This is a genomic window from Streptomyces sp. AC550_RSS872 (genome assembly GCF_019049285.1).
Lineage (GTDB): Bacteria > Actinomycetota > Actinomycetes > Streptomycetales > Streptomycetaceae > Streptomyces.
Window position 1 is genome coordinate 41,569 of sequence record NZ_JAGMUL010000061.1, and the last position, 19,532, is coordinate 61,100.

Consider the following 19,532-nt stretch of genomic DNA (forward strand, 5'->3'; position numbering starts at 1 on the left):
GCCTGCACGTCAAGGTCGCCAAGGGCTGGCAGCGGGGTCCTCGGCAGTTGCGGAAGCTGGGGTTCTGAGCCGGCTGGGTGGGGGTGTGGCGGGGGCGCTGTAGCGAGGGTCTGAAGGGCGTCGGTATCAGGTCCCGTATGCAGATCGAGGCGCTGTTGGGGACCCCTGGCCGCGCGGCGGTAGCCGCATGTTGATGCAGCCTGGACCTGCACGTCAAGGTCGCCAAGGGCTGGCAGCGGGGTCCTCGGCAGTTGCGGAAGTTGGGGTTCTGAGCCGTCAGGCCTTGCTGGGGGACATGTCCTGGAGGCCCACCACGCGCAGGAGTTGCAGGCGCTCGTAGGTCTCCGTGCCCGGGCGGGCCGTGTGGACGACCAGGAGGTGGTGGTGTTCGTGGCTGACCATGACCTCGCAGTCCAGTTCCAGGAGACCGACCACGGGGTGGACGAAGAGTTTCGTCGCCCTGTTGCGCTGGGACACCTCGTGTTCGTCCCAGAGGCGTGCGAACTCCTCGCTGGACGCCCGTAGTTCGGCCACCAGCGCGGCCGGCTCCGGGTCGTCGGGGCGGGCCGCGGCCACCGCGCGCAGGGTGGCGACGTGGGCGCGTGCGTGGCCGGCGAGGTCCTCCGGCGGGAACAGGGTGCGCGCGGTCGGGTCCAGGAAGAAGAGGCGGGTCAGGTTGCGCGCGCGGCGCGGGCGGGACATCACGTCGCCGACCAGGGCCTTGGCCATCGCGTTCTGGGCCAGTACCTCGCCGCAGTCGTTCACCACCTGCGCCGGGGTGTCGTGCAGCCGGTCCAGGATCAGCAGCAGCCCCGGGCGGACATGCGCCGACGCCGTCTCGCGCCGCGGGGGCTCCTCGCCGGCCAGGTGGAAGAGGTGGTCCTGCTCGACGTCGGTCAGGCGCAGCGCGCGGGCCAGCGCCGTCAGCATCTGGCGGGACGGGCGCGGGCCCCGGGACTGTTCGAGGCGGGTGTAGTAGTCCACCGACATGCCCGCCAGCTGCGCCACCTCCTCGCGGCGCAGACCGGGCGTGCGACGCCGGGTGCCCGGTGTCAGGCCCACGTCCGACGGGGTCAGCCGGGCGCGGCCACGGCGCAGGAAGTCGGCGAGTTCGGCTCGGTTCACCCCTCCAGGCTCCACTACGCCGCCCGGCTTATCCAGGGACTGCCGATCCCCTGATCAACAGGTCTCTCCCGCTCGTACCGGCCCCGTCCGAGGGTGGTCGGTGACGAGAGGAGCACATCATGCTGACATTGGTGACGGGTACGACGGGGCAGGTCGGCCGGCGCTTCGTGCCGAGGTTGCTGGCGCAGGCCCGGCCGGGGGAACGAGTGCGGGTGCTGGTGCGGGACGCGGCGCGGGGCGAGCCGTTCGCGGAGCTGGGCGCCGAGGTCGTCGTCGGAGACCTGCGGGACACGGAGGCGCTCGGCAAGGCGGTCGCCGGGGTCGACGCGGTCGTGAACGTCGCGGCCTCCTTCCGCGGAGTGCCGGACGAGGAGGCGTGGGCGGTCAACCGGGACGCGGCCGTGGAGCTGGGCCGTGCCGCGGTGGCCTCCGGCGTGCAGAGGTTCGTGCAGGTCAGTACGGGGTTGGTGTACGGCACCGGACGGGGCCGCCCGCTCACCGAGGACGACGAGAGCCGGCCCGGCGGGGCGATGTGGGGCGCGTACCCGGAGTCCAAGGCGGCGGCCGAGCGGGAGCTGCTCGCGCTGGAGGGCATGGACGTGCGCGTGGGCCGGCTCCCCTTCGTCTACGGCGAGGGCGATCCGCATCTCTCCCAGTCGCTGATGTGGGCCCGGCACTGGGCGGCCACCCAACGGCTCCAGATGGGCCATCACGCGGACGTCGCCCAGGCGCTGCTGCGCATCCTGTACGCGCCGGGCATCGCGGGCCGCGTCTACAACATCGCCGACGACGCCCCCGTCACGGCGGTCGAGTTGCACCAGCTGGGCGGCGTCGACGTCCCGGCCGAACTGTACGACCGCACGGACCCCGACCCGTGGCACGTGATCACCTCCACCGCCCGTATCCGCCGGGAGCTGGGCTACCGCCCGCTGTACCCGTCGGTCTACGCGGCCCGGGAGGCCGGAGCGCTGTGACCGGCCTCCGGTTGCCTGACAGATGTCAGGGACCGGCGCACTGAACCACACGCGATGCTGGGTTACTCGGGGGCGGCCGAATTGACCACGGCTGCCCCGAGTGACCGAAAACGGAGGGGCGACATGATGAAGACACGGTTGCGCGCGAAGGCCGGCATGGGTGTGGCGGCCATGCTGATGATGGGCGCCATGGGTGTGGCCGCGGCACCGCAGGCGACGGCCGCCCCGGCGGACTGCCCCAGGGAATACGTCTGCGTGTGGAACAACGACACGGCCTCGGGCAAGCCGAAGTGGAAGTCGAAGGGGAATCTGTACGACCTGCGCTCGGAAAAGGGGGTGACCATCGTCAACAACGGTGTGCGCCAGCCGGGTGCCGACCACATCTGGTACAACCTCACCACCACGCCGGAGAACGGTGGCAACTTCAAGGGGTGCCTGCACTACCCGAACGACACCAACATGGTGACCTTCGAGGGCCCCGTCACCCTGCACAGCGCACGGTGGGGCCGCGAATGCTGAGCTGATCGCCGCCCGGCCCGCCCCTGCCCCTAGTCCACACCCCTGATCCGCCCCACCAGCACCGCCCCGGCCAGCCCCACCGCCGCCGCCACCAGGTACAGCATCCGGTAGCCGCCCAGGTGGGTGACGATCGGCGCGGCGAGGGCGGGCGCCGCGACCTGGGGCAGGGCGTTGGCCACGTTGATGACGCCCAGGTCCTTGCCCCGGTCCCGCGCCGTGGGCAGGACGTCCGTCATCAGCGCGAAGTCGACCGACATGAACACTCCCAGGGCCACGCCCAGCAGGGCCGCAACGACGATCGCGCTCGGCCAGGTCTGCCAGACGGCGAGCAGGGCCGTGGCCGCCGCCATCAGTACGCCGGACCACCGCACGAACGGCTTGCGGCGGCCCACCCGGTCCGACCAGGCGCCGCCCACCACGACCGTGGCCAGCAGCGCCACGGTGTCCACGGCGGTGAGGATCAGCACGCCCTGCTCGGGGTCCTCGTGGTGGAGGCGGTCCCGCAGGTAATACAACAGATAGAGAAGCACCAGCGCGTTGCTGAGGTTGATCAGGAAGCGGGTCAGCCAGGCCCAGGCGAAGTCGGGGTAGCGGCGAGGACTCAGCCAGAAGCCACGGACGAACGACCGCCATGACCACGCCGGCCGTTCCGCGACCCCCAGCCCGAGATCCCGGTACCACAGCACATACGGCAGCACCCCCGCCACCGCGAACACCGCGCACGCCGCGTAACCCGCCGCGATCCCGCCCGCCGCCGTCGCCAGCCCCGTGCCGACGACGGCCCCGAGGATCTGCGCCGCCCCCAACCATCCGCCGACCGCGCCGCGTTGGAGCCGCGGCACCCGGTCCGGCACCGCCGCCGTCACCGCGGCGAAGGCGGCGTTCAGCGTCAGCTGGACCAGGCACCAGCCGACCGCCATGGTCCACAACCCACCGGCCCCGGCGAGCAGCAGCAGCGACAGCGCACCGCCCGCCGCACCGGCCACGATCCACGGCGTTCGGCGGCCCCAGCGGGCCGTCGTACGGTCCGACAGCGCGCCGAAGAACGGGTTCGCCGCCAGCGACACGACCGCGCCGACGCCGGTCACCCACGCCAGCAGCGTCTCCTTCGACATCCCCGTGCCGGGCGCGAAGTCCTCCGCCTGCCGGGCGAGCAGGATCTGGAGGGGGCCGTACCAGCCCACCCAGATCGCCACGTTGGCCAGCGACAGCGACGCCGTCCAGCCCCGGCCGACCCGGTCCGTGGGCTCGGCCAGGGCATCGGCCGTCATCCCTGCGCCCGGAGCACGTCCCGCAGCCAGCCGTACGACGCCTTCGGGGTCCTGACGAGCGTCTCGTAATCCACGTGGACGAGCCCGAACCGCCGCGCGTACCCCTCCGCCCACTCGAAGTTGTCCAGCAGCGACCAGACGAAGTACCCGCGCACGTCCACGCCCGCCTCGACCGCCCGGTGCAGTGCGCGGATGTGACCGTCCAGGTAGGCGATCCGCTCCTGGTCGTCGACGCCCTCGTACGAGCAGCCGTTCTCGGTGATGACGATCGGCGGCAGCCTGTCGCCGTACCGCTCACGGAAGCCGGTGAGCAGCTCCGTCAGGCCCTCGGGGACCACCGGCCAGCCGAAGTCCGTCGTCGGCACGCCCTCGATCTCCCGGACCGAGAAGGGCAGTTCGGCGGGCATGCTGACCCCGCCGAACTCGGTCTCCTCACCCTGCGGGGCGCCCACGCGGGTCGGCGCGTAGTAGTTGATGCCGTAGAAGTCGAGGGGTTCCGAGATGATCTTCAGGTCCGCCTCGACGTCGCCCGGCATCAACTCGCCGATGCCCTCCGGGTATCGGCCGAGCAGCAGGGGGTCGGCGAACAGGCGGTTGAGGAGCGTGTCGTAGAAGCCTGCCGCCTCCAGGTCCGCCTGCTCCTGGGACGCCGGCCAGGTCGGGCCGTGCGAGTTGGCGATCCCGATGTCCGTCGCGCCGGCCGCGCGCAGGGCCCGTACGGCCTGGCCGTGGGCCAGCAGCTGGTGGTGGGCGACGGGGAGGGCGTCGAAGAGGAGCCCCCGGCCCGGGGCATGGGTGCCGAGGGCGTGGCCCAGGAGGGTGTGCTCGGCGGGTTCGTTGATCGTGATCCACTTGCCGACGCGGTCGGCCAGCCGCTCGGCGACCACGGACACGTACGCCGCGAAACGGTTGGCCGTGTCCCGGTCGAGCCAGTCGAGGCCGAGCGGCAGATCCCAGTGGAAGAGCGTCGGCACCGGCCGCACGCCCGCCGCGCACAGCTCGTCGACCAGACGGTCGTAGAAGTCGAGGCCGTTCGGGGTGTTCACACGGGGCCACGAGATCGAGAAGCGGTACGCGTCCACGCCCAGGCCGGCGAGGAGCGCCACGTCCTCGGGGTAGCGGTGGTAGTGGTCGCAGGCCACCTCGGCCGTGGAGCCGTCCTTCACCCGTCCCGGCTCGGCCGTGAAGGCGTCCCACACGGACCGCTCGCGCTCGTCCGCGGCGCCCTCGATCTGGTGGGCGGACGTCGAGACGCCCCAGAGGAAACCGGTCGGGAACTGAGGTATCGGGTTCGTCGCACCGCGCTCATCGATCGCCATGCGCCGGATCATCCGTACCGGCGGTAACGGAAGTCAACGGGCAGGCGTGAAGAACCAGTTACGCCCCTTCCTTCAGTACCCGGCTGATCAGCCTGCGCTGCTCGTCCGTGAGCCGGGGATCCGCGCAGTACACCGTCCTGCCGTCCACGGTGATCTGGTAGCTGAAGCCGTCCGGGACCCCGATGGGGGGCGTGCCCCGGCCGGACGCGAGCGCGCTCTCGGCCAGGGCGTGCCACTCCTGGGCGTCGGGCCGCCCCGAGGTGTCCACCTCGGCGTGCCGCTCGATGCCCGCGAACCCACCCGTGCGCCGTACCTGAATACGCATGGGTCAATGTCTAGTACGGGCTCACAGGATCCGCACCCCGACCTGCTCCCACGCCTTCGACACGGCCTGGAACTCGTCACCGCCGTCGCCGAAGCGCTCGCGCGCGGCCTTGACGGTGAGCTTCGCGAAGTCGGTGAACAGGGCGCGGTCCGAGAGCTCGCCGCCGGTCAGGACGTCGTACCAGATCTGTCCCGCCTTCTCCCAGGCGTGGCCGCCGAGTGCGGTGGCGGCCAGGTAGAAGGCGTGGTTGGGGATGCCGGAGTTGATGTGGACGCCGCCGTTGTCGCGGCCGGTGCGGACGTAGTCGTCCATGGTCGCGGGCTGCGGGTCCTTGCCGAGGACGTCGTCGTCGTACGCGCTGCCCGGCTCCTTCATGGAGCGCAGGGCCTTGCCGGTGACGCTCGGGGCGAGGAGGCCCGCGCCGATCAGCCAGTCGGCCTCGGCGGCGGTCTGGCCGAGCGTGTACTGCTTGATGAGGGCGCCGAAGACGTCCGACATCGACTCGTTCAGGGCGCCGGGCTGGCCGTAGTACGTGAGGTTCGCCGTGTACTGGGTGACGCCGTGGGTGAGCTCGTGGCCGATGACGTCGATGGGGATGGTGAAGTCGACGAAGATCTCGCCGTCACCGTCGCCGAACACCATCTGCTCGCCGTTCCAGAAGGCGTTGTTGTAGTTCTCGTCGTAGTGGACGGTGGCGTCCAGGGGCAGGCCGTCGCCGTCGATGGAGTGGCGGGCGTAGGCCTTGAGGAACAGGTCGAAGGTGGCGCCGAGCCCGGCGTAGGCGCGGTTGACGGTGGCGTCCTGGCCGGGGTCCTCGCCCTCGCCGCGGACCTTGGTGCCGGGCAGGGCGGTGCGGTGTTCGGCGTCGTAGATCGTGCGCAGCGGCTGGTCCGACGGTGCCTTCGCCGTCGGGGCGGCCGCGAGGGCGAACTCGGTCGTCACGCGGCGCCTGCCGCGCAGCTCGCTGTCGCGCATCAGGGTCCGGCGAGCCGGACCGGAGAGTGCGGGGTCGTCGTTCCGGGCCAGTTTGTCGAGGACGTGCGGCGGTACGACGGTGCAGAAGACGGGCTCGAAGCCCCCGTTGGTCGTCATGCCCGGCACCTTTGCACTGGGTCACCGGCCTGTCACTACCCGCCACCATGATTGGTGAAATATGCGGACAGGGAGCCGCACGCTCCGTGACGAAGTGGTATGGAACACGTTTTGTCCCATTCGTCCCCCAGGTCCCGCATACTGATACGACGCCCCGCACGAGGAGCGGCTCGGCTAGCATGCTGCGCATCATGCGTTTCGGGCTGCTTCTTCTTAGCTGCCGCGGCGAGGGCCTGTAGTCCAGGTCGACTCCCTCCCCGCGGAGCTTCGTGTTGCGTCGTCGGCCGTCCTTCCGGACACCCTGAGGAGCCCGAAGCATCATGGCGAACCGCCAGCAGCCCAGTTCCATGCCGATCCACAAGTACGGCCGCTACGAGCAGGTCGACATCCCGGATCGCACCTGGCCCCACAAGCGCGTCACCACCGCCCCCCGCTGGCTCTCCACCGACCTGCGTGACGGCAACCAGGCCCTGATCGACCCGATGTCGCCCGAGCGTAAGCGCCGGATGTTCGACCAGCTGGTCAAGATGGGCTACAAGGAGATCGAGGTCGGCTTCCCGGCGTCGGGCCAGACGGACTTCGACTTCGTACGGTCGATCATCGAAGAGCCGGGCGCGATCCCCGACGACGTCACCATCTCCGTACTGACCCAGGCCCGCGAGGACCTGATCGAGCGCACGGTGGAGTCCCTGAAGGGCGCCAGGCGCGCCACCGTCCACCTGTACAACGCCACGGCCCCGGTCTTCCGTCGCGTGGTCTTCCGCGGCTCCAAGGACGACATCAAGCAGATCGCCGTCGACGGCACCCGTCTGGTGATGGAGTACGCCGAGAAGCTGCTGGGCCCGGAGACGGAGTTCGGCTACCAGTACTCGCCCGAGATCTTCACCGACACCGAGCTGGACTTCGCGCTGGAGGTCTGCGAGGCGGTCATGGACGTCTGGCAGCCCGGGCCGGGCCGCGAGATCATCCTCAACCTGCCCGCCACGGTGGAGCGTTCGACGCCGTCCACGCACGCGGACCGCTTCGAGTGGATGGGCCGCAACCTGTCCCGCCGCGAGCACGTCTGTCTGTCGGTCCACCCGCACAACGACCGCGGTACGGCCGTCGCCGCCGCCGAGCTGGCCCTGATGGCCGGCGCCGACCGCATCGAGGGCTGTCTGTTCGGACAGGGCGAGCGCACCGGCAACGTCGACCTGGTCACCCTGGGCATGAACCTGTTCTCCCAGGGCGTCGACCCGCAGATCGACTTCTCCGACATCGACGAGATCCGTCGCGTCTGGGAGTACTGCAACCAGATGGAGGTCCACCCGCGCCACCCGTACGTGGGCGACCTGGTCTACACGTCCTTCTCCGGCTCCCACCAGGACGCCATCAAGAAGGGCTTCGACGCGATGGAGGCCGACGCGGCCGCCAAGGGCGTCACCGTCGACGACATCGAGTGGGCCGTGCCGTACCTGCCGATCGACCCCAAGGACGTCGGGCGGTCGTACGAGGCGGTCATCCGCGTCAACTCGCAGTCCGGCAAGGGCGGTATCGCCTACGTCCTGAAGAACGACCACAAGCTGGACCTGCCGCGCCGGATGCAGATCGAGTTCTCCAAGCTCATCCAGGCGAAGACGGACGCCGAGGGCGGCGAGGTCACCGGCGGTGACATCTGGGCGGTCTTCCAGGACGAGTACCTGCCGAACCCCGAGAACCCGTGGGGGCGTGTGCAGGTCAAGAACAACCAGTCGACGACCGACACGGACGGTGTGGACACGCTGAAGGTGGAGGCCACGGTGGACGGTCAGGACACGGTCCTGACCGGGTCCGGGAACGGGCCTATCTCGGCCTTCTTCGACGCCCTTCAGTCGATCGGGATCGATGTGCGGCTGCTGGACTACCAGGAGCACACGATGAGCGAGGGTGCGTCCGCGCAGGCCGCGTCGTACATCGAGTGTGCGATCGACGGCAAGGTGCTGTGGGGGATCGGGATTGACGCCAACACGACGCGTGCCTCGCTGAAGGCGGTCGTGTCGGCCGTCAACCGGGCTGCTCGCTGACGGTTCCCTCCGTGGGGGAGCGGTGCGACTACGGATGTGCCGCGATGTGTTGTCGGTCGTCGGCAGCGCCGTCGTGGCTGGTCGCGCCCCGCGGCGGAGCCGCAAATGTCACAGCCCCGCGCCCCTTAGGGCGTCCCGCCCACCGTTTCCCGGTGGGCGGGGCGCGTTTGTTTTCGGCCATTGACCTGTGCAGGTCACGGAAAGGTCTCGTTCGGGGTGCTGACTGCGCGTCCATGATGTGGCTAACATCACGCAAGCGCGGCGACGTTGCCGTGGGGTTACGGAGGTGCGACGTGCTGCCAGGACGGGGACAAAACGGCCGTGCTGCCAGGGCTGCGCGCATCCTGGGCACCCGCACCGCGTGGTCGGCCGTCGGGGACGGGGAGTTCTTCTGCCCCGGCTGCGGAGGCGACCGCAACTACCAGCGGCTGTCCGGACATCGCCGCTTCACCTTCCTCGGGGTGCCCGTGCTGCCGCGCGGCGAGACCGGGCCCGTCGTGGAGTGCGCGGCCTGTCGCCGGCACTTCGGCACCGACGTCCTCGACCACCCGACCACCACCCGCTTCTCCGCGATGCTCCGCGACGCCGTCCACACCGTCGCCCTCGCGGTGCTGGCGGCGGGCGGCACCTGCGCCCGGCCGGCCCTGGAGGCGGCGGCCGTCACGGTGCGCGCGGCCGGCTTCGACGACTGCACGGAGGAACAACTGGGCGCCCTGGTCGAGGCCCTGGCGGCGGACACCGGACGCGTCTTCTCCGAGCCCTGCGGCGCCGGGCTGGCCATAGAGCTCCACGAGGCCCTGGACCCGCTGGCCCCGCACCTCGCGCCGCCCGGCCGGGAGTCGATCCTGCTCCAAGGGGCACGTATCGCCCTCGCCGACGGCCCCTACACCCCCGCCGAACGCGACGTCCTGGCGACGGTCGGCGCCGCCCTCACCATCGGCCCGGACGACGTGCCCCGCCTGCTGGCGGCGGCGGCCCGGACGCCCTCGTAGTACAGCGCGGCTTCCATCCCCCGGTGCCACCCCCGAGATCGCCGTTCCGTGGGTCCTCGGCGCGCTTTCCAGGGCACAATCGTCTCTCCAGTACGTGCTGGCGAACGAAGGGGAGTGCGTGAGGCACGGCATGCGCTGGGCGCTGGTGGCCGCTTTGGACATCCTCGCGTTCGTGGGGATCTTCCTGCTCTTCTACGCCGCTGGTGTGCCCTTGCTGCCGACGGACGACAACAGTCGCGTGGCCGTCGGAGTCGCAGCCGCGACCGTCGCGGCGACGGTCGGCGGGGCCTGGGGCGCGTGGTGGGTGCCGAGGGGAGAGCGAGAGCGCACGGAACCCGGGCAGACCGGGACGCGGGTGGAGCTGGCGAACGCGACGGTCACCGTGCAGCAGGCCCCGCCAGGCGATCCTCCCCAACCCTTCGTCCGCATGGGCGACCTGCCGCGCGAGCCGGTGGGCTTCCAGCCCCGGGCGGACCTGCTGGCCGAACTCGACCACGCCGCCGAACACCACGGCCTGACGGTCGTCCACGCCGTCACCGGTGCCCGGGGCGTCGGCAAGACCCAGCTGGCTGCCGCGTACGCCCGGCGCCGCATCGAGGACGGCTGGGCCGTCGTCGCCTGGATCACCGCGGAGAACAGCGGCCAGCTCACCTCCGGACTTGCCGAGCTGGCCGACCAGTTGGGGGTGCGGGAACCGGAACACGACGCCGTGACGGCCGCGCGCGCCGCGCTCACCTGGGTCGGCCGCAATCCGGACCCCTGTCTTCTCGTGCTGGACAACGCGACGGATCCGGACGAGGTGGCGCGCTGGCTGCCCACGGCCGGCCGCGCCCAGGTCGTGATCACGGCCACCTCGCAGGCGTTCGAGAACCTCGCCGGCGCGCGGGTGGACGTCACGGTCTTCTCGCAGGAGGAGGCACTGGCCTTCCTGCGCCACCGCACCGGGGTCGCCTCGGACGACGGCGCACTCGAGGTGGCGGAGGAACTGGGGAGGCTGCCGCTCGCCCTCGCACAGGCCGCGCAGGTGATCCGCCAACGGGGAACCGGATATCGGGCGTACCTGGACCGGTTGCGGACCTTCTCCCTGGAGTCGGTGCTGGACAGGGTGCCCGGGGAGCGCTACCCGCATCGAGTCGCCGAGGCCGTGCTCATCGCGGCGGAGCAGGTCGAGCAGCGTGATCCGGGGCTGCCGGTGCGGATCCTGCTGGACACCCTGTCCGTTCTCGCGCCGTCCGGCGTCCAGAAGGATCTGCTGTACGGGGTGGTCCGGCACAGGGGAGTGGAGGACCCCGCGGCCGTGGAGGCGGCGCTGGGCGCGCTGACCCAGGCGTCCCTGGTGACCGACACCGGGGCGGACGCGGTCAGTGTGCACCGGCTGGTGCAGCGGGTCATGCGCGAACGGGCCGGGGACGGGCTGCGGACGGTCGTCGAAGCGGTGGCCCGGCATCTGGAAGAGGAACTCGTACCGAACACACAAGCCTGGGAGCGCCGTGAGTTCGGCGGGCAACTGGTCGATCAGATCGACGCGTTGTGGCGATCGGTGCGCGGCGATCTGCCGTCGTACGAGGAGGAGGGCCGGCAGCGCCTGATGCGGCTGCGCCGCTGGGCCGTGTACGAACACCTCACCGCCGTGGGCGGCGCCACCCGGGCGCTGCTGCTGGCCGCGGAGACGAGCCGTGACTGCGTGGCGGCTCTGGGCGAGGAGGCCGCCGCCACCCAGACGGCCCTCGAACTCGAGGGCGATGTCTGCGAATGGTCGGGCCGCACGGAACAGGCGATCGCCGTGCGCAGCAGGGTGATGGAACTCAAGACGCGGCACCTCGGGTCGAGCGACCGGTACACGCTGGTCGCACGCTGGGACCTCGCCAGGTCGTACGACGAGGCCGGACGCCACGCGCTGTCGATTCCGCTCTACGAGGCGTTGGAACGAGACGTACGAGACCTCCTCGGAGCGGACCACAAAGACGCCCGCGACGTACTCACCGACCTGGCCAAGGCCTACGCGGCCGCAGGCCAGCTCGACGAGGCGACACGCATCGTGGAGCAGATGCGAACCGAATGGGCCCACTCGCTCTGGGAGCCCGAGCCGAGTCTGCACACATGGCGGAGCCTGGCCGACGGCTACTCATCCATCGGCCGCTGGGAGGAGGGAGCGTCGCTGCTGTGGCGCCTGCTCCTGCAACGGCAGGTCACCGAGGACCAGGACGCGCCCGAGGTCATCTGGACTCGCAACAGCCTGGCCCACAAATACCTGGAGGCCTCCAGACACCTCCAGGCACTGGAGGCGGCCGAACGCGCACTTGACGACGCCAACCGTGTCTTCGGAACGCGTTCCGCAGACACGACCCGGATCCGTGTCACCGTCGCCACCTGCCTCCAGCGTCTCGTCCGGTTCGACGAGTCCGTCGCGATGTTCCGCCAGGTGGTCGAGGAACGCCTGGAGCAGTACGGTCCGGAGCATCCGAGCACCCTGACCGCACGGCGTGACCTGGTGTGGTCTCTCGACGACGCGGAACGCACAGGGGAGGCGTACCAGGAACAGTCCCTGTTGCTCGCCGATCACAAGCGGCTGCTGGGAGACGACCACCCCGGGACCTTCGAGACCCGGAGATTCCACATCCGGCTCTGCCTGCGCACCGGCCGCGTGTCCGAAGCCGTGGACGCGGCCCCCTCGGTGCTGACCGACCACGAGCGGGCCTACGGTGCCTTCCACCCGACGACCTTCAGTGTCCGGCTCGCCCTGGCCGAGGTCCTGACCGCCGCCGCACACCATGACGAGGCCGTCTCCCTGTTGAGCCGGACCCTGTCCGACATCACTCGGACCCTGGGCGGTGGCCACACCCAGACGTTCGCTGCCCGGCGCGCTCTCGCCCGGGTGTTCCTGGCCCGCGGTGACCTTGCGGACGCCCGTGCGCTGCACGAGGAGAACGTGGCTGACCGCGTCCGGATGTACGGGGAGGACAGCCTCAGCGTCGTCTGGGCTCGGGGCGAACTGGCGCACACGCTGCTCAGGTCCGAGCTGCACGACGAGGCCCTCGCGCTGTACCGGGCCATCGCGGAGGACTCCGCCCGCATCATCGGCTCCAACCACATCTACACGCGGCTGGCCCGCCATTGGCTGGCGTGCGCCCTGGGCCGTGCGGGGCGCCATGACGGGCGTCTCGACATGTCCGAACGGGAAGCGCGCAAGAGCCGCTGGACCCACGGACAGGACCATCCCGTGGCTCTCGCCGCCCTCAACGAGGAGGCCGACGCGCTCTCGGCGGACGGATGGCGGGCGGCGGCACGCGCGCAGAGACGGGACCTTTATGCGGCATATGTGCGAGTCCTGGGCCAGAACCATGCGTACACGATCGAATGCCTGGCTGACATGGCCGACGACTACCGGCACATCCAGCGGCGTTTCAAGTCGCTCCGTCTCCGGCACCGCGTGCTGCGCGCCCACGAACTCAGATCCGGCGTCGCCGGCCCCGCCACCATCAGAGCTCGACGCCACCTCGGACAGGCGTACGGTTCCCTCGGTCTGCGCCCCCTGGATGCCTTGGTCCAAAAGCGCCTGCTGGAGACCGTGACCTCCGAGTTCGGCTCCGATCACGTGCACACGCGGGCACAGCGGGCCTGCTGGGCCGAGGCGCTCCGCCGATGTGGCCGTGGGCGCACGGCGCTGGAGATCGCGCGAACCCTGGTCGAGGACCACGAGCGACGCCACGGAGCCGACCATCTCCGGACTCTGGAAGCCCGACGGTTCGCCGCCGCCACAGCCCGGCTCACCGGCCGCGTCCGCACGGCCTTTGCCGAGTACGAGGCCCTGCTCGCCGACCGCGTCCGCGTCCACGGCCCGGACCACCGACTGACGTGGCAAGCTCACGCGCATCACGCCAAGGCCGCGCTGTGGGCCCTTCACCCGCACCGCTCCGTAGTGCTGTACGAAGGCGTCGCCCTCGAGGCATGCCGTCTCTTCGGCCCCCATTCCCGTCAGGTGGAGTGGCTGTGGCCGCGCTACGCCCTCCTCTGCCTCGTCACCGGCCACTGGCACCGGCTGCGCACGGCCCTCGCCCTGCGGCCGCTGTACTCCCGCGGGAGTAACGCCGCTGTTCCGCCACCCCCCGGAGTAGCCCCCGAGTCGCCCTGACGTCCGACGAATCCACCGCCCACCTCCGGAAGTCTGGAAGCGACCCGGACACCGACGCGGAGGGAGGCCCGTCTCATGGGGGCCGCAAGGACAAGTACACGGCGGCGGGCCGTGCCCTGGCTCGTGCTGGCGCTGTGGATCGCCGTACTCGCGATTGCGTCGCCGTTCGCGTCGAAGCTCGCGGACGTGCAGCGGGACCGGGCCGTCGACTATCTGCCGGCGAGCGCCGACTCGACGCAGGTGGCCAGGATCGAGGACCGGCTGCCGGGGGGCGAGGCCACCGAGATGGTCGTCGTCTATCACCGGGACGGCGGGCTCACCGCGGGGGACCGGGCGACCGCCGCCGGTCAGATCGAGCGGATCGCCGGCGCTCATCGGCTCACCGGTGAGCCGCAGGGCATTCCGTCCCGGGACGGGACCACCCTCATGTACCCGGTCGCGAGCACCGAGCCGGGACAGGACGAGAAGGCGCGGGACGCGCTCGTGGGCGACGTGCGGGACATCGCGCGGGGCGGCGACGGGCTGAGCGTCGACGTCGGCGGGCCGGGCGCGCTCGCCACCGACGCCGCCGAGGTCTACAACTCGCTCGACGGACCGCTGCTCTACACCACGGCCGCCGTGGTCGCGCTGCTGCTGATCCTCATCTACCGCAGCCCGTTCCTGTGGCTGGTCCCGCTCGCCGTCGCCGGCCTGGCCGACTATCTGTCGTTGGGCGTCGCCTACGGGCTCAACCAGGGGTTCGGGACGTCCGTGTCCGGCCAGAGCTCCGGCATCATGACCATCCTCGTGTTCGGCGCGGGCACCGACTACGCCCTGCTGCTCGTCTCGCGGTACCGGGAGGAACTGCGGCGGATCGAGCGGCCGTACGACGCCATGGCCGCCGCCCTGAAGGGCTGTGGGCCCGCCGTGCTCGCCTCCTCCGGCACCGTCGCCGCCGGACTGCTGTGCCTGCTCGCCGCCGACCTCAACTCCAGCCGGGGCATGGGCCCGCTCGGTACCGTCGGTGTGCTGTGCGCGCTTGCCGCGATGCTGACGCTGCTGCCCGCGATCCTCGTCCTGCTGGGCCGGCGCGTGTTCTGGCCGCTGGTGCCGCGCTACGGCAGCACGCCCAAGGCCCGCCGGTCCCTGTTCACGGCGATGGGCGGCTCCGCCGGACGCCGCCCGCTGACCGTCCTCGCGGCCGGTGCCGTCCTGCTCGGCGCGCTCGCGCTCGGCGCGTTCAACCTGCCCGGCAGCCTCAAGCAGGAGGACTCCTTCACCAGCAAGCCCGAGGCCGTCGCCGCCATGGAGACCCTCGCCGGGGCCTACCCCGAGCGCGGCACCCAGCCCATCAGCGTCATCACACCGGAGGAACGGGCCGACCAGACCCTCGCCTCGATCCGGGCCACGCGCGGTGTCGACAGCGCTCGGGAAGGCCGTACCGGAGACGGCTGGACCGAGATCTCCGTCCTCGCCACCGCACCGCCCCAGTCCGCCGGGGAGACCGCCACCATCGAGGCCCTGCGCGACGAGCTCGACGGCTCCTACGTCGGCGGGGCGAGCGCCGAGCAGATCGACCTGAAGGACACCAACGCCCGCGACCGGCTGGTCGTCGTGCCGATCGTGCTGCTGTCCGTGCTGCTGATCCTGGTCGCCCTGCTGCGTTCGATCGTCGCGCCGCTGATCCTGGTGGCGGCTGTGGTCGCGGTGTGGGGCGCGGCGCTCGGCATCGGCGGGCTCGTCTTCGGACCGCTCTTCGGCTTCGAGGGCACCGATCCCGGACTCGGGCTGCTGTCCTTCGTGTTCCTGGTCGCGCTCGGCGTCGACTACGGCATCTTCCTGATGCACCGGATGCGCGAGGAGTGCCTGAACGGCGCCGAACCGGGGTCCGCCGCGCTCACCGCGCTGCGCACGACGGGCGGTGTCATCGCCTCCGCCGGGCTCGTCCTCGCCGCCACCTTCGCGGTCCTCACCAGCATGCCGCTGGTGCCACTCGTCGAGCTGGGCTTCGTCATCGCGGTGGGCGTGCTGCTGGACACGTTCCTCGTGCGCACCTACCTCGTCACCAGCGCGAGCGTGGCGCTGGGGCGGCGGGTGTGGTGGCCGGGCCGGCTCTCCCGGGCGCCCGAACCGCCCGTACCGCCCAGGGAACCGGAGCGCGTGTCCGTCTCCGCCCACTGATCCGACCGGCGCCCCTCCCTCCCGGAGGGGCGCCCCGCTCACGGAAGATGAGCCCGTGCAGGAAACAACGACAGCGACGAGCCCCCGCCGCGCCGAGCGGGTCATGGCGGTGATCAACCGCGACCCCCTCACCGCCCCGCACCGCACACGCAACGACGCGCTGCTGGCCGTGGCCCTGGCCGCCGGCGCCTCGGTCATCGCCCTGCTCGGCGGCCATGGGCTGCGGCCCGACGCGCTCGGCTGGGCGTTCCTGCTCGCGGCACATGTACCGCTCGTGTGGCGGCGCCGCAGTCCCATGCTGGTCATGGTCGTGGCGCTGGTCTGCGTCGCCCCGTACCACGCCCTCGACAACAACCACACCGCGCCCATCCCGGCGACCATGGTGGTGCTGTACACGGTCGCGGCCACCGGCACGGTGCGCCGCACCCTGCTCACCGGCGCCGGCGTCCTCGGTCTGACGCTGGTCGTCAACGCGCTCACCAACCCCGACGGCGTGGTGGAGCTCCTGCGGATCTCCGGCTGGGTCGTCGCCGTCCTCTTCTGCGGCATCGACGTCCGCTACTACCGCCAGTTCGTCGCCTCCATCGTCGAACGCGCCGAACGCGCGGAACGCACCCGGGAGGAGGAGGCACGCCGCCGCGTCGCCGAGGAACGCCTGCGCATCGCCCGCGACCTGCACGACCTGCTGGCCCACAGCATCACCCTCATCGGCGTGCAGACATCGGTGGCCGCACATGTGCTCACGGCGGACCCGGAGCGGCTCGACCGTCAGTCGATCGCCAAGTCCCTCGACGACATCGCCGAGACCTGCCGCACGGCCCGTGGTGAACTCCGTACGACGCTGGAGGTGCTGCGCGAACAGGGCGTCGCGGGCGAGGCACGCGGCCCGCTGCCCGGGCTCGACGGGGTGCCGGACCTGGTGGCGGCGGCCCGGCTGGCGGGGGCGCGGGTCGAGTCGACGGTGCGGGTGCGTCAGGCGCCGCCCGCCGTGGGAGCGGCCGCGTACCGGATCGTGCAGGAGGCGCTGACGAACGTGGTCCGGCACGCGGGCCCCGAACCGGACGTACGGGTCGAGCTGTACGAGGAGCGCGGCGGCCTGCACGTGTCCGTCACCGACGACGGCCCCTGCCCCACCCCCGGCACACAGAGCACCGGCTACGGACTCGTCGGCATGCGGGAGCGGGCGCGCAGCGTGGGCGGCACACTCGACGCCGGACCGCGTGACGAGGGGGGTTTCGAGGTGAGCGCCGTGCTGCCGGTCGGAGCCGGCCTCGTCACCGACGGGGGAGGAGACCGATGATCCGCGTCCTGCTCGCGGACGACCAGACGCTCGTACGGGAGGCGTTCGCCATGCTGGTCGAGTCGGCCCCGGACATGGCGGTCGTCGGCCAGGCGGCCACCGGCCGGCAGGCCGCGGAACTGGCCCGCAGTGCCCGCGCCGACCTCGTCGTCATGGACATCCGCATGCCCGACCTCGACGGCATCGAGGCGACCCGGCTGATCGCGGCCGACGAGGACCTGGCCGGGGTGCGGGTCCTGGTGCTCACCACCTACGACACCGACGAGAACATCGTGGACGCCCTGCGCGCCGGAGCCTCCGGATTCCTCGTCAAGGACACCCGACCGGCCGAACTCCTCGACGCGATCCGCACGGTGGCCGCGGGCGAGGCGTTGCTGTCGCCCGGCCCGACCGCACGCCTGATCGCGCGGTTCCTGCGCGGCCCCTCAGCCCCCACGGCGGCCGGGCCCGAATGCCTCTCCGAACGCGAGCGCGAGGTGCTGACCCTGGTCGCGCGCGGGCTCAACAACACGGAAGTCGCGGAGGCGTTGGGGCTCAGCCCGCTCACGGCGAAGACCCACGTCAGCCGCATCATGGGCAAGCTCGGGGCGCGGGACCGGGCACAGCTGGTCATCGTGGCGTACGAGTCGGGGATGGTGGCACCGGGAAGCCTGTGACGGACAGGTCCATGCTGACACTCCGTCAAGGGAACTCGAGGGAACTCGATGACCATCCTGAGCCGCACACTGTTCGTCACCGCAGTCCTCCTGACCACCCCCCTCACGACGACCGGCACCGCCTCGGCGGACACCGGCTGCACGTCCTCCGTCCCCTACGTCTCGGGCGAGGGCGGCTACGACACGTATCGCATCCCGGCGACCCTCACGACCCCGCGCGGCACGGTCCTGGCCTTCGCCGAGGGCCGGCACGACGGCGTGGGCGACACCGGCGACATCGATGTCGTCCTCAGACGCTCCCTCGACGGCGGCTGCACCTGGGGCCCGCTGACGGTGGTCGCCGCCGGGGACGGGGACACCCGCGGCAACCCGGCCCCGGTGGTCGACCCGCGCACGGGCACCGTTGTCCTCGTCACCTCCTACAACAGCGGTGATGTGACGGAGGCGCAGATCATGCGGGGCGAGGCGACTGCGGAGCAGAGCCGCCGGGTGTTCGTCCAGCGGAGCGTGGACGACGGGCGGCACTTCAGCCCGCCGCGCGACATCACCAGGGAGGTGAAGCCGGCGAACTGGCGGTGGTACGCCACGGGGCCCGGGCATGCCGTCGCGCTGCGGCGCGGGCCGCACGCGGGGCGGCTCGTCGTGCCGTCGAACCACTCGGCGGCCCCGGCGGCCGGCTCCGCCGACACCGGCCAGGAGCCCAGGTACTACGGCGCCCACGCCATCTACAGCGACGACGGAGGGCTTACCTGGGAGCGGGGCTTCGTGGACGACTCGTACGACGGGGTCAGCAACGCCAACGAGTCCACGGCCGCCGAACTCCCCGACGGCAGGCTGTACTTCAACGCCCGTGACCAACATGGCACGAGCGCGGGGAACCGTCTGGACAGCCATTCGCGTGACGGCGGTGAGACCCTGGACCGGCCGTACACCGTCCAGTCGACGCTGGACGAGGTGCCCGTGGTGGAGGGGAGTGTCCTCCAACTCGAGGGTCCCGGCGGCCCGTTGCTGTTCTCGGGCCCGTCGGTCCCGACCGCCCGTCAGTCGATGGCCGTGTGGCGCAGCACGGACGGCGGAGCGACCTTCACGAAGGCGCTGACGCTGTCCCAGCAGCGGGCGGCGTACTCGGACCTGGTGCCGCTCGGCCGGCGGACGGTCGGGATCCTGTACGAGACGGGGGTGGCCGGGCCGTACGAGTCGATAGAGTTCCGCCGGCTACGGGTGGCCGACCTGAGCTAGTCGGCCCGGCCAAGGCTTTCCTCGCCCCCGCCGCCCCTACCCGTCCCATCCCCCAGGGGCTCCGCCCCTTTGACCCCGGGTCGTTCTTCGGGTGTGGGCGAGTGGGGGCGCGCCCACGCGGCGGAGCCGCATATCGATACAGCCCGCGCCCCTTCTGGGGCTCCGCCCCAGACCCCGCTCCTCAAACGCCGGAGGGGCTGAATTTACCGGCCCGGCGTTCGAGGACAAGGCCCCGCCGTCCCGAACTCCCACCCACCCGCAGGGGGCTACGCCGGGCCTGGGTATCTCAGCCCGTCCGGCGTTTGAGGACGAGGCCCGGAGGGCCGACAGCGGGGGTCTGGGGGCGCAGCCCCCAGGGACGGGACGGGTAGGGGCGGCGGGGGCGA

General features: G+C 71.5%; 14 protein-coding genes. 9 read left to right on the forward strand and 5 right to left on the reverse strand.

What is annotated here, in order from left to right; translation table 11 throughout:
* Positions 1–276: 276 nt before the first annotated feature.
* The gene (locus tag KUM44_RS25040; RefSeq protein WP_217211293.1) at positions 277–1,125 is read right to left on the reverse strand and encodes a helix-turn-helix transcriptional regulator; all 849 of its coding nucleotides are present in this window, start codon (positions 1,123–1,125) and stop codon (positions 277–279) included.
* 119 nt (positions 1,126–1,244) lie between these two features.
* Here KUM44_RS25040 and KUM44_RS25045 point away from each other — a divergent pair, with 119 nt between their 5' ends.
* Both KUM44_RS25045 and KUM44_RS25050 read left to right on the forward strand, forming a co-directional pair.
* Positions 1,245–2,099, forward strand: a complete 855-nt coding sequence (locus KUM44_RS25045; protein ID WP_217211295.1) for an NAD(P)-dependent oxidoreductase — start codon at positions 1,245–1,247, stop codon at positions 2,097–2,099.
* Positions 2,100–2,222: 123 nt separating this feature from the next.
* Complete coding sequence (locus KUM44_RS25050) at positions 2,223–2,618, forward strand: peptidase inhibitor family I36 protein (protein WP_217211303.1); 396 nt, start codon at positions 2,223–2,225, stop codon at positions 2,616–2,618.
* Positions 2,619–2,647: 29 nt separating this feature from the next.
* On the opposite strand, the gene KUM44_RS25055 is transcribed toward KUM44_RS25050, so the two are convergent.
* From KUM44_RS25055 to KUM44_RS25070, 4 genes are read right to left on the reverse strand one after another with little or no spacing between them, the layout of a single operon-like run.
* Positions 2,648–3,889 carry an MFS transporter gene (locus KUM44_RS25055; protein ID WP_217211305.1) on the reverse strand — a complete coding sequence of 414 codons (1,242 nt, stop codon included), beginning with the start codon at positions 3,887–3,889 and terminating at the stop codon, positions 2,648–2,650.
* The gene (locus tag KUM44_RS25060; RefSeq protein WP_217211307.1) at positions 3,886–5,220 is read right to left on the reverse strand and encodes a GH1 family beta-glucosidase; all 1,335 of its coding nucleotides are present in this window, start codon (positions 5,218–5,220) and stop codon (positions 3,886–3,888) included. Before KUM44_RS25060 ends, KUM44_RS25055 begins: the two co-directional genes overlap by 4 nt.
* 46 nt (positions 5,221–5,266) lie before the next feature.
* Entirely contained in the window at positions 5,267–5,533 is a 267-nt protein-coding gene (locus KUM44_RS25065) for a protealysin inhibitor emfourin (RefSeq protein ID WP_217211309.1), read from the reverse strand.
* 21 nt (positions 5,534–5,554) lie between these two features.
* Positions 5,555–6,625 (reverse strand): M4 family metallopeptidase, encoded by a 1,071-nt coding sequence (locus KUM44_RS25070; RefSeq protein ID WP_217211311.1) that lies wholly within the window; start codon positions 6,623–6,625, stop codon positions 5,555–5,557.
* Between the two features lie 320 nt (positions 6,626–6,945).
* Here KUM44_RS25070 and leuA point away from each other — a divergent pair, with 320 nt between their 5' ends.
* The 7 genes from leuA (at position 6,946) to KUM44_RS25105 (ending at position 19,146) form a co-directional block, all read left to right on the forward strand.
* On the forward strand, positions 6,946–8,667 hold the full coding sequence (gene leuA, locus KUM44_RS25075) for a 2-isopropylmalate synthase (RefSeq protein WP_217211313.1): 1,722 nt from the start codon (positions 6,946–6,948) through the stop codon (positions 8,665–8,667).
* Between the two features lie 293 nt (positions 8,668–8,960).
* Positions 8,961–9,659 (forward strand): TerB family tellurite resistance protein, encoded by a 699-nt coding sequence (locus tag KUM44_RS25080; RefSeq protein ID WP_217211321.1) that lies wholly within the window; start codon positions 8,961–8,963, stop codon positions 9,657–9,659.
* A gap of 118 nt (positions 9,660–9,777) precedes the next feature.
* Positions 9,778–13,791 (forward strand): tetratricopeptide repeat protein, encoded by a 4,014-nt coding sequence (locus KUM44_RS47260; protein ID WP_217211322.1) that lies wholly within the window; start codon positions 9,778–9,780, stop codon positions 13,789–13,791.
* Between the two features lie 75 nt (positions 13,792–13,866).
* Positions 13,867–15,951, forward strand: coding sequence for an MMPL family transporter (locus tag KUM44_RS25090; RefSeq protein WP_217211325.1), 2,085 nt, complete (start codon positions 13,867–13,869; stop codon positions 15,949–15,951).
* A gap of 55 nt (positions 15,952–16,006) precedes the next feature.
* Positions 16,007–17,251, forward strand: coding sequence for a sensor histidine kinase (locus tag KUM44_RS25095; RefSeq protein ID WP_217211327.1), 1,245 nt, complete (start codon positions 16,007–16,009; stop codon positions 17,249–17,251).
* On the forward strand, positions 17,248–17,907 hold the full coding sequence (locus tag KUM44_RS25100; RefSeq protein ID WP_217211329.1) for a response regulator transcription factor: 660 nt from the start codon (positions 17,248–17,250) through the stop codon (positions 17,905–17,907). Before KUM44_RS25095 ends, KUM44_RS25100 begins: the two co-directional genes overlap by 4 nt.
* Positions 17,908–17,955: 48 nt before the next feature.
* Positions 17,956–19,146 (forward strand): exo-alpha-sialidase, encoded by a 1,191-nt coding sequence (locus KUM44_RS25105; RefSeq protein WP_217211331.1) that lies wholly within the window; start codon positions 17,956–17,958, stop codon positions 19,144–19,146.
* Positions 19,147–19,532 lie beyond the last annotated feature (386 nt).

Bases quoted from the DNA above. Each gene is read 5' to 3' on its own strand.
- KUM44_RS25045 (WP_217211295.1), top strand. From the start codon at position 1,245: ATGCTGACATTGGTGACGGGTACGACGGGGCAGGTCGGCCGGCGCTTC.
- KUM44_RS25050 (WP_217211303.1), top strand. From the start codon at position 2,223: ATGATGAAGACACGGTTGCGCGCGAAGGCCGGCATGGGTGTGGCGGCC.
- KUM44_RS25055 (WP_217211305.1), bottom strand. From the start codon at position 3,889: ATGACGGCCGATGCCCTGGCCGAGCCCACGGACCGGGTCGGCCGGGGC.
- KUM44_RS25060 (WP_217211307.1), bottom strand. From the start codon at position 5,220: ATGATCCGGCGCATGGCGATCGATGAGCGCGGTGCGACGAACCCGATA.
- KUM44_RS25065 (WP_217211309.1), bottom strand. From the start codon at position 5,533: ATGCGTATTCAGGTACGGCGCACGGGTGGGTTCGCGGGCATCGAGCGG.
- KUM44_RS25070 (WP_217211311.1), bottom strand. From the start codon at position 6,625: ATGACGACCAACGGGGGCTTCGAGCCCGTCTTCTGCACCGTCGTACCG.
- leuA (WP_217211313.1), top strand. From the start codon at position 6,946: ATGGCGAACCGCCAGCAGCCCAGTTCCATGCCGATCCACAAGTACGGC.
- KUM44_RS25090 (WP_217211325.1), top strand. From the start codon at position 13,867: ATGGGGGCCGCAAGGACAAGTACACGGCGGCGGGCCGTGCCCTGGCTC.
- KUM44_RS25100 (WP_217211329.1), top strand. From the start codon at position 17,248: ATGATCCGCGTCCTGCTCGCGGACGACCAGACGCTCGTACGGGAGGCG.
- KUM44_RS25105 (WP_217211331.1), top strand. From the start codon at position 17,956: ATGACCATCCTGAGCCGCACACTGTTCGTCACCGCAGTCCTCCTGACC.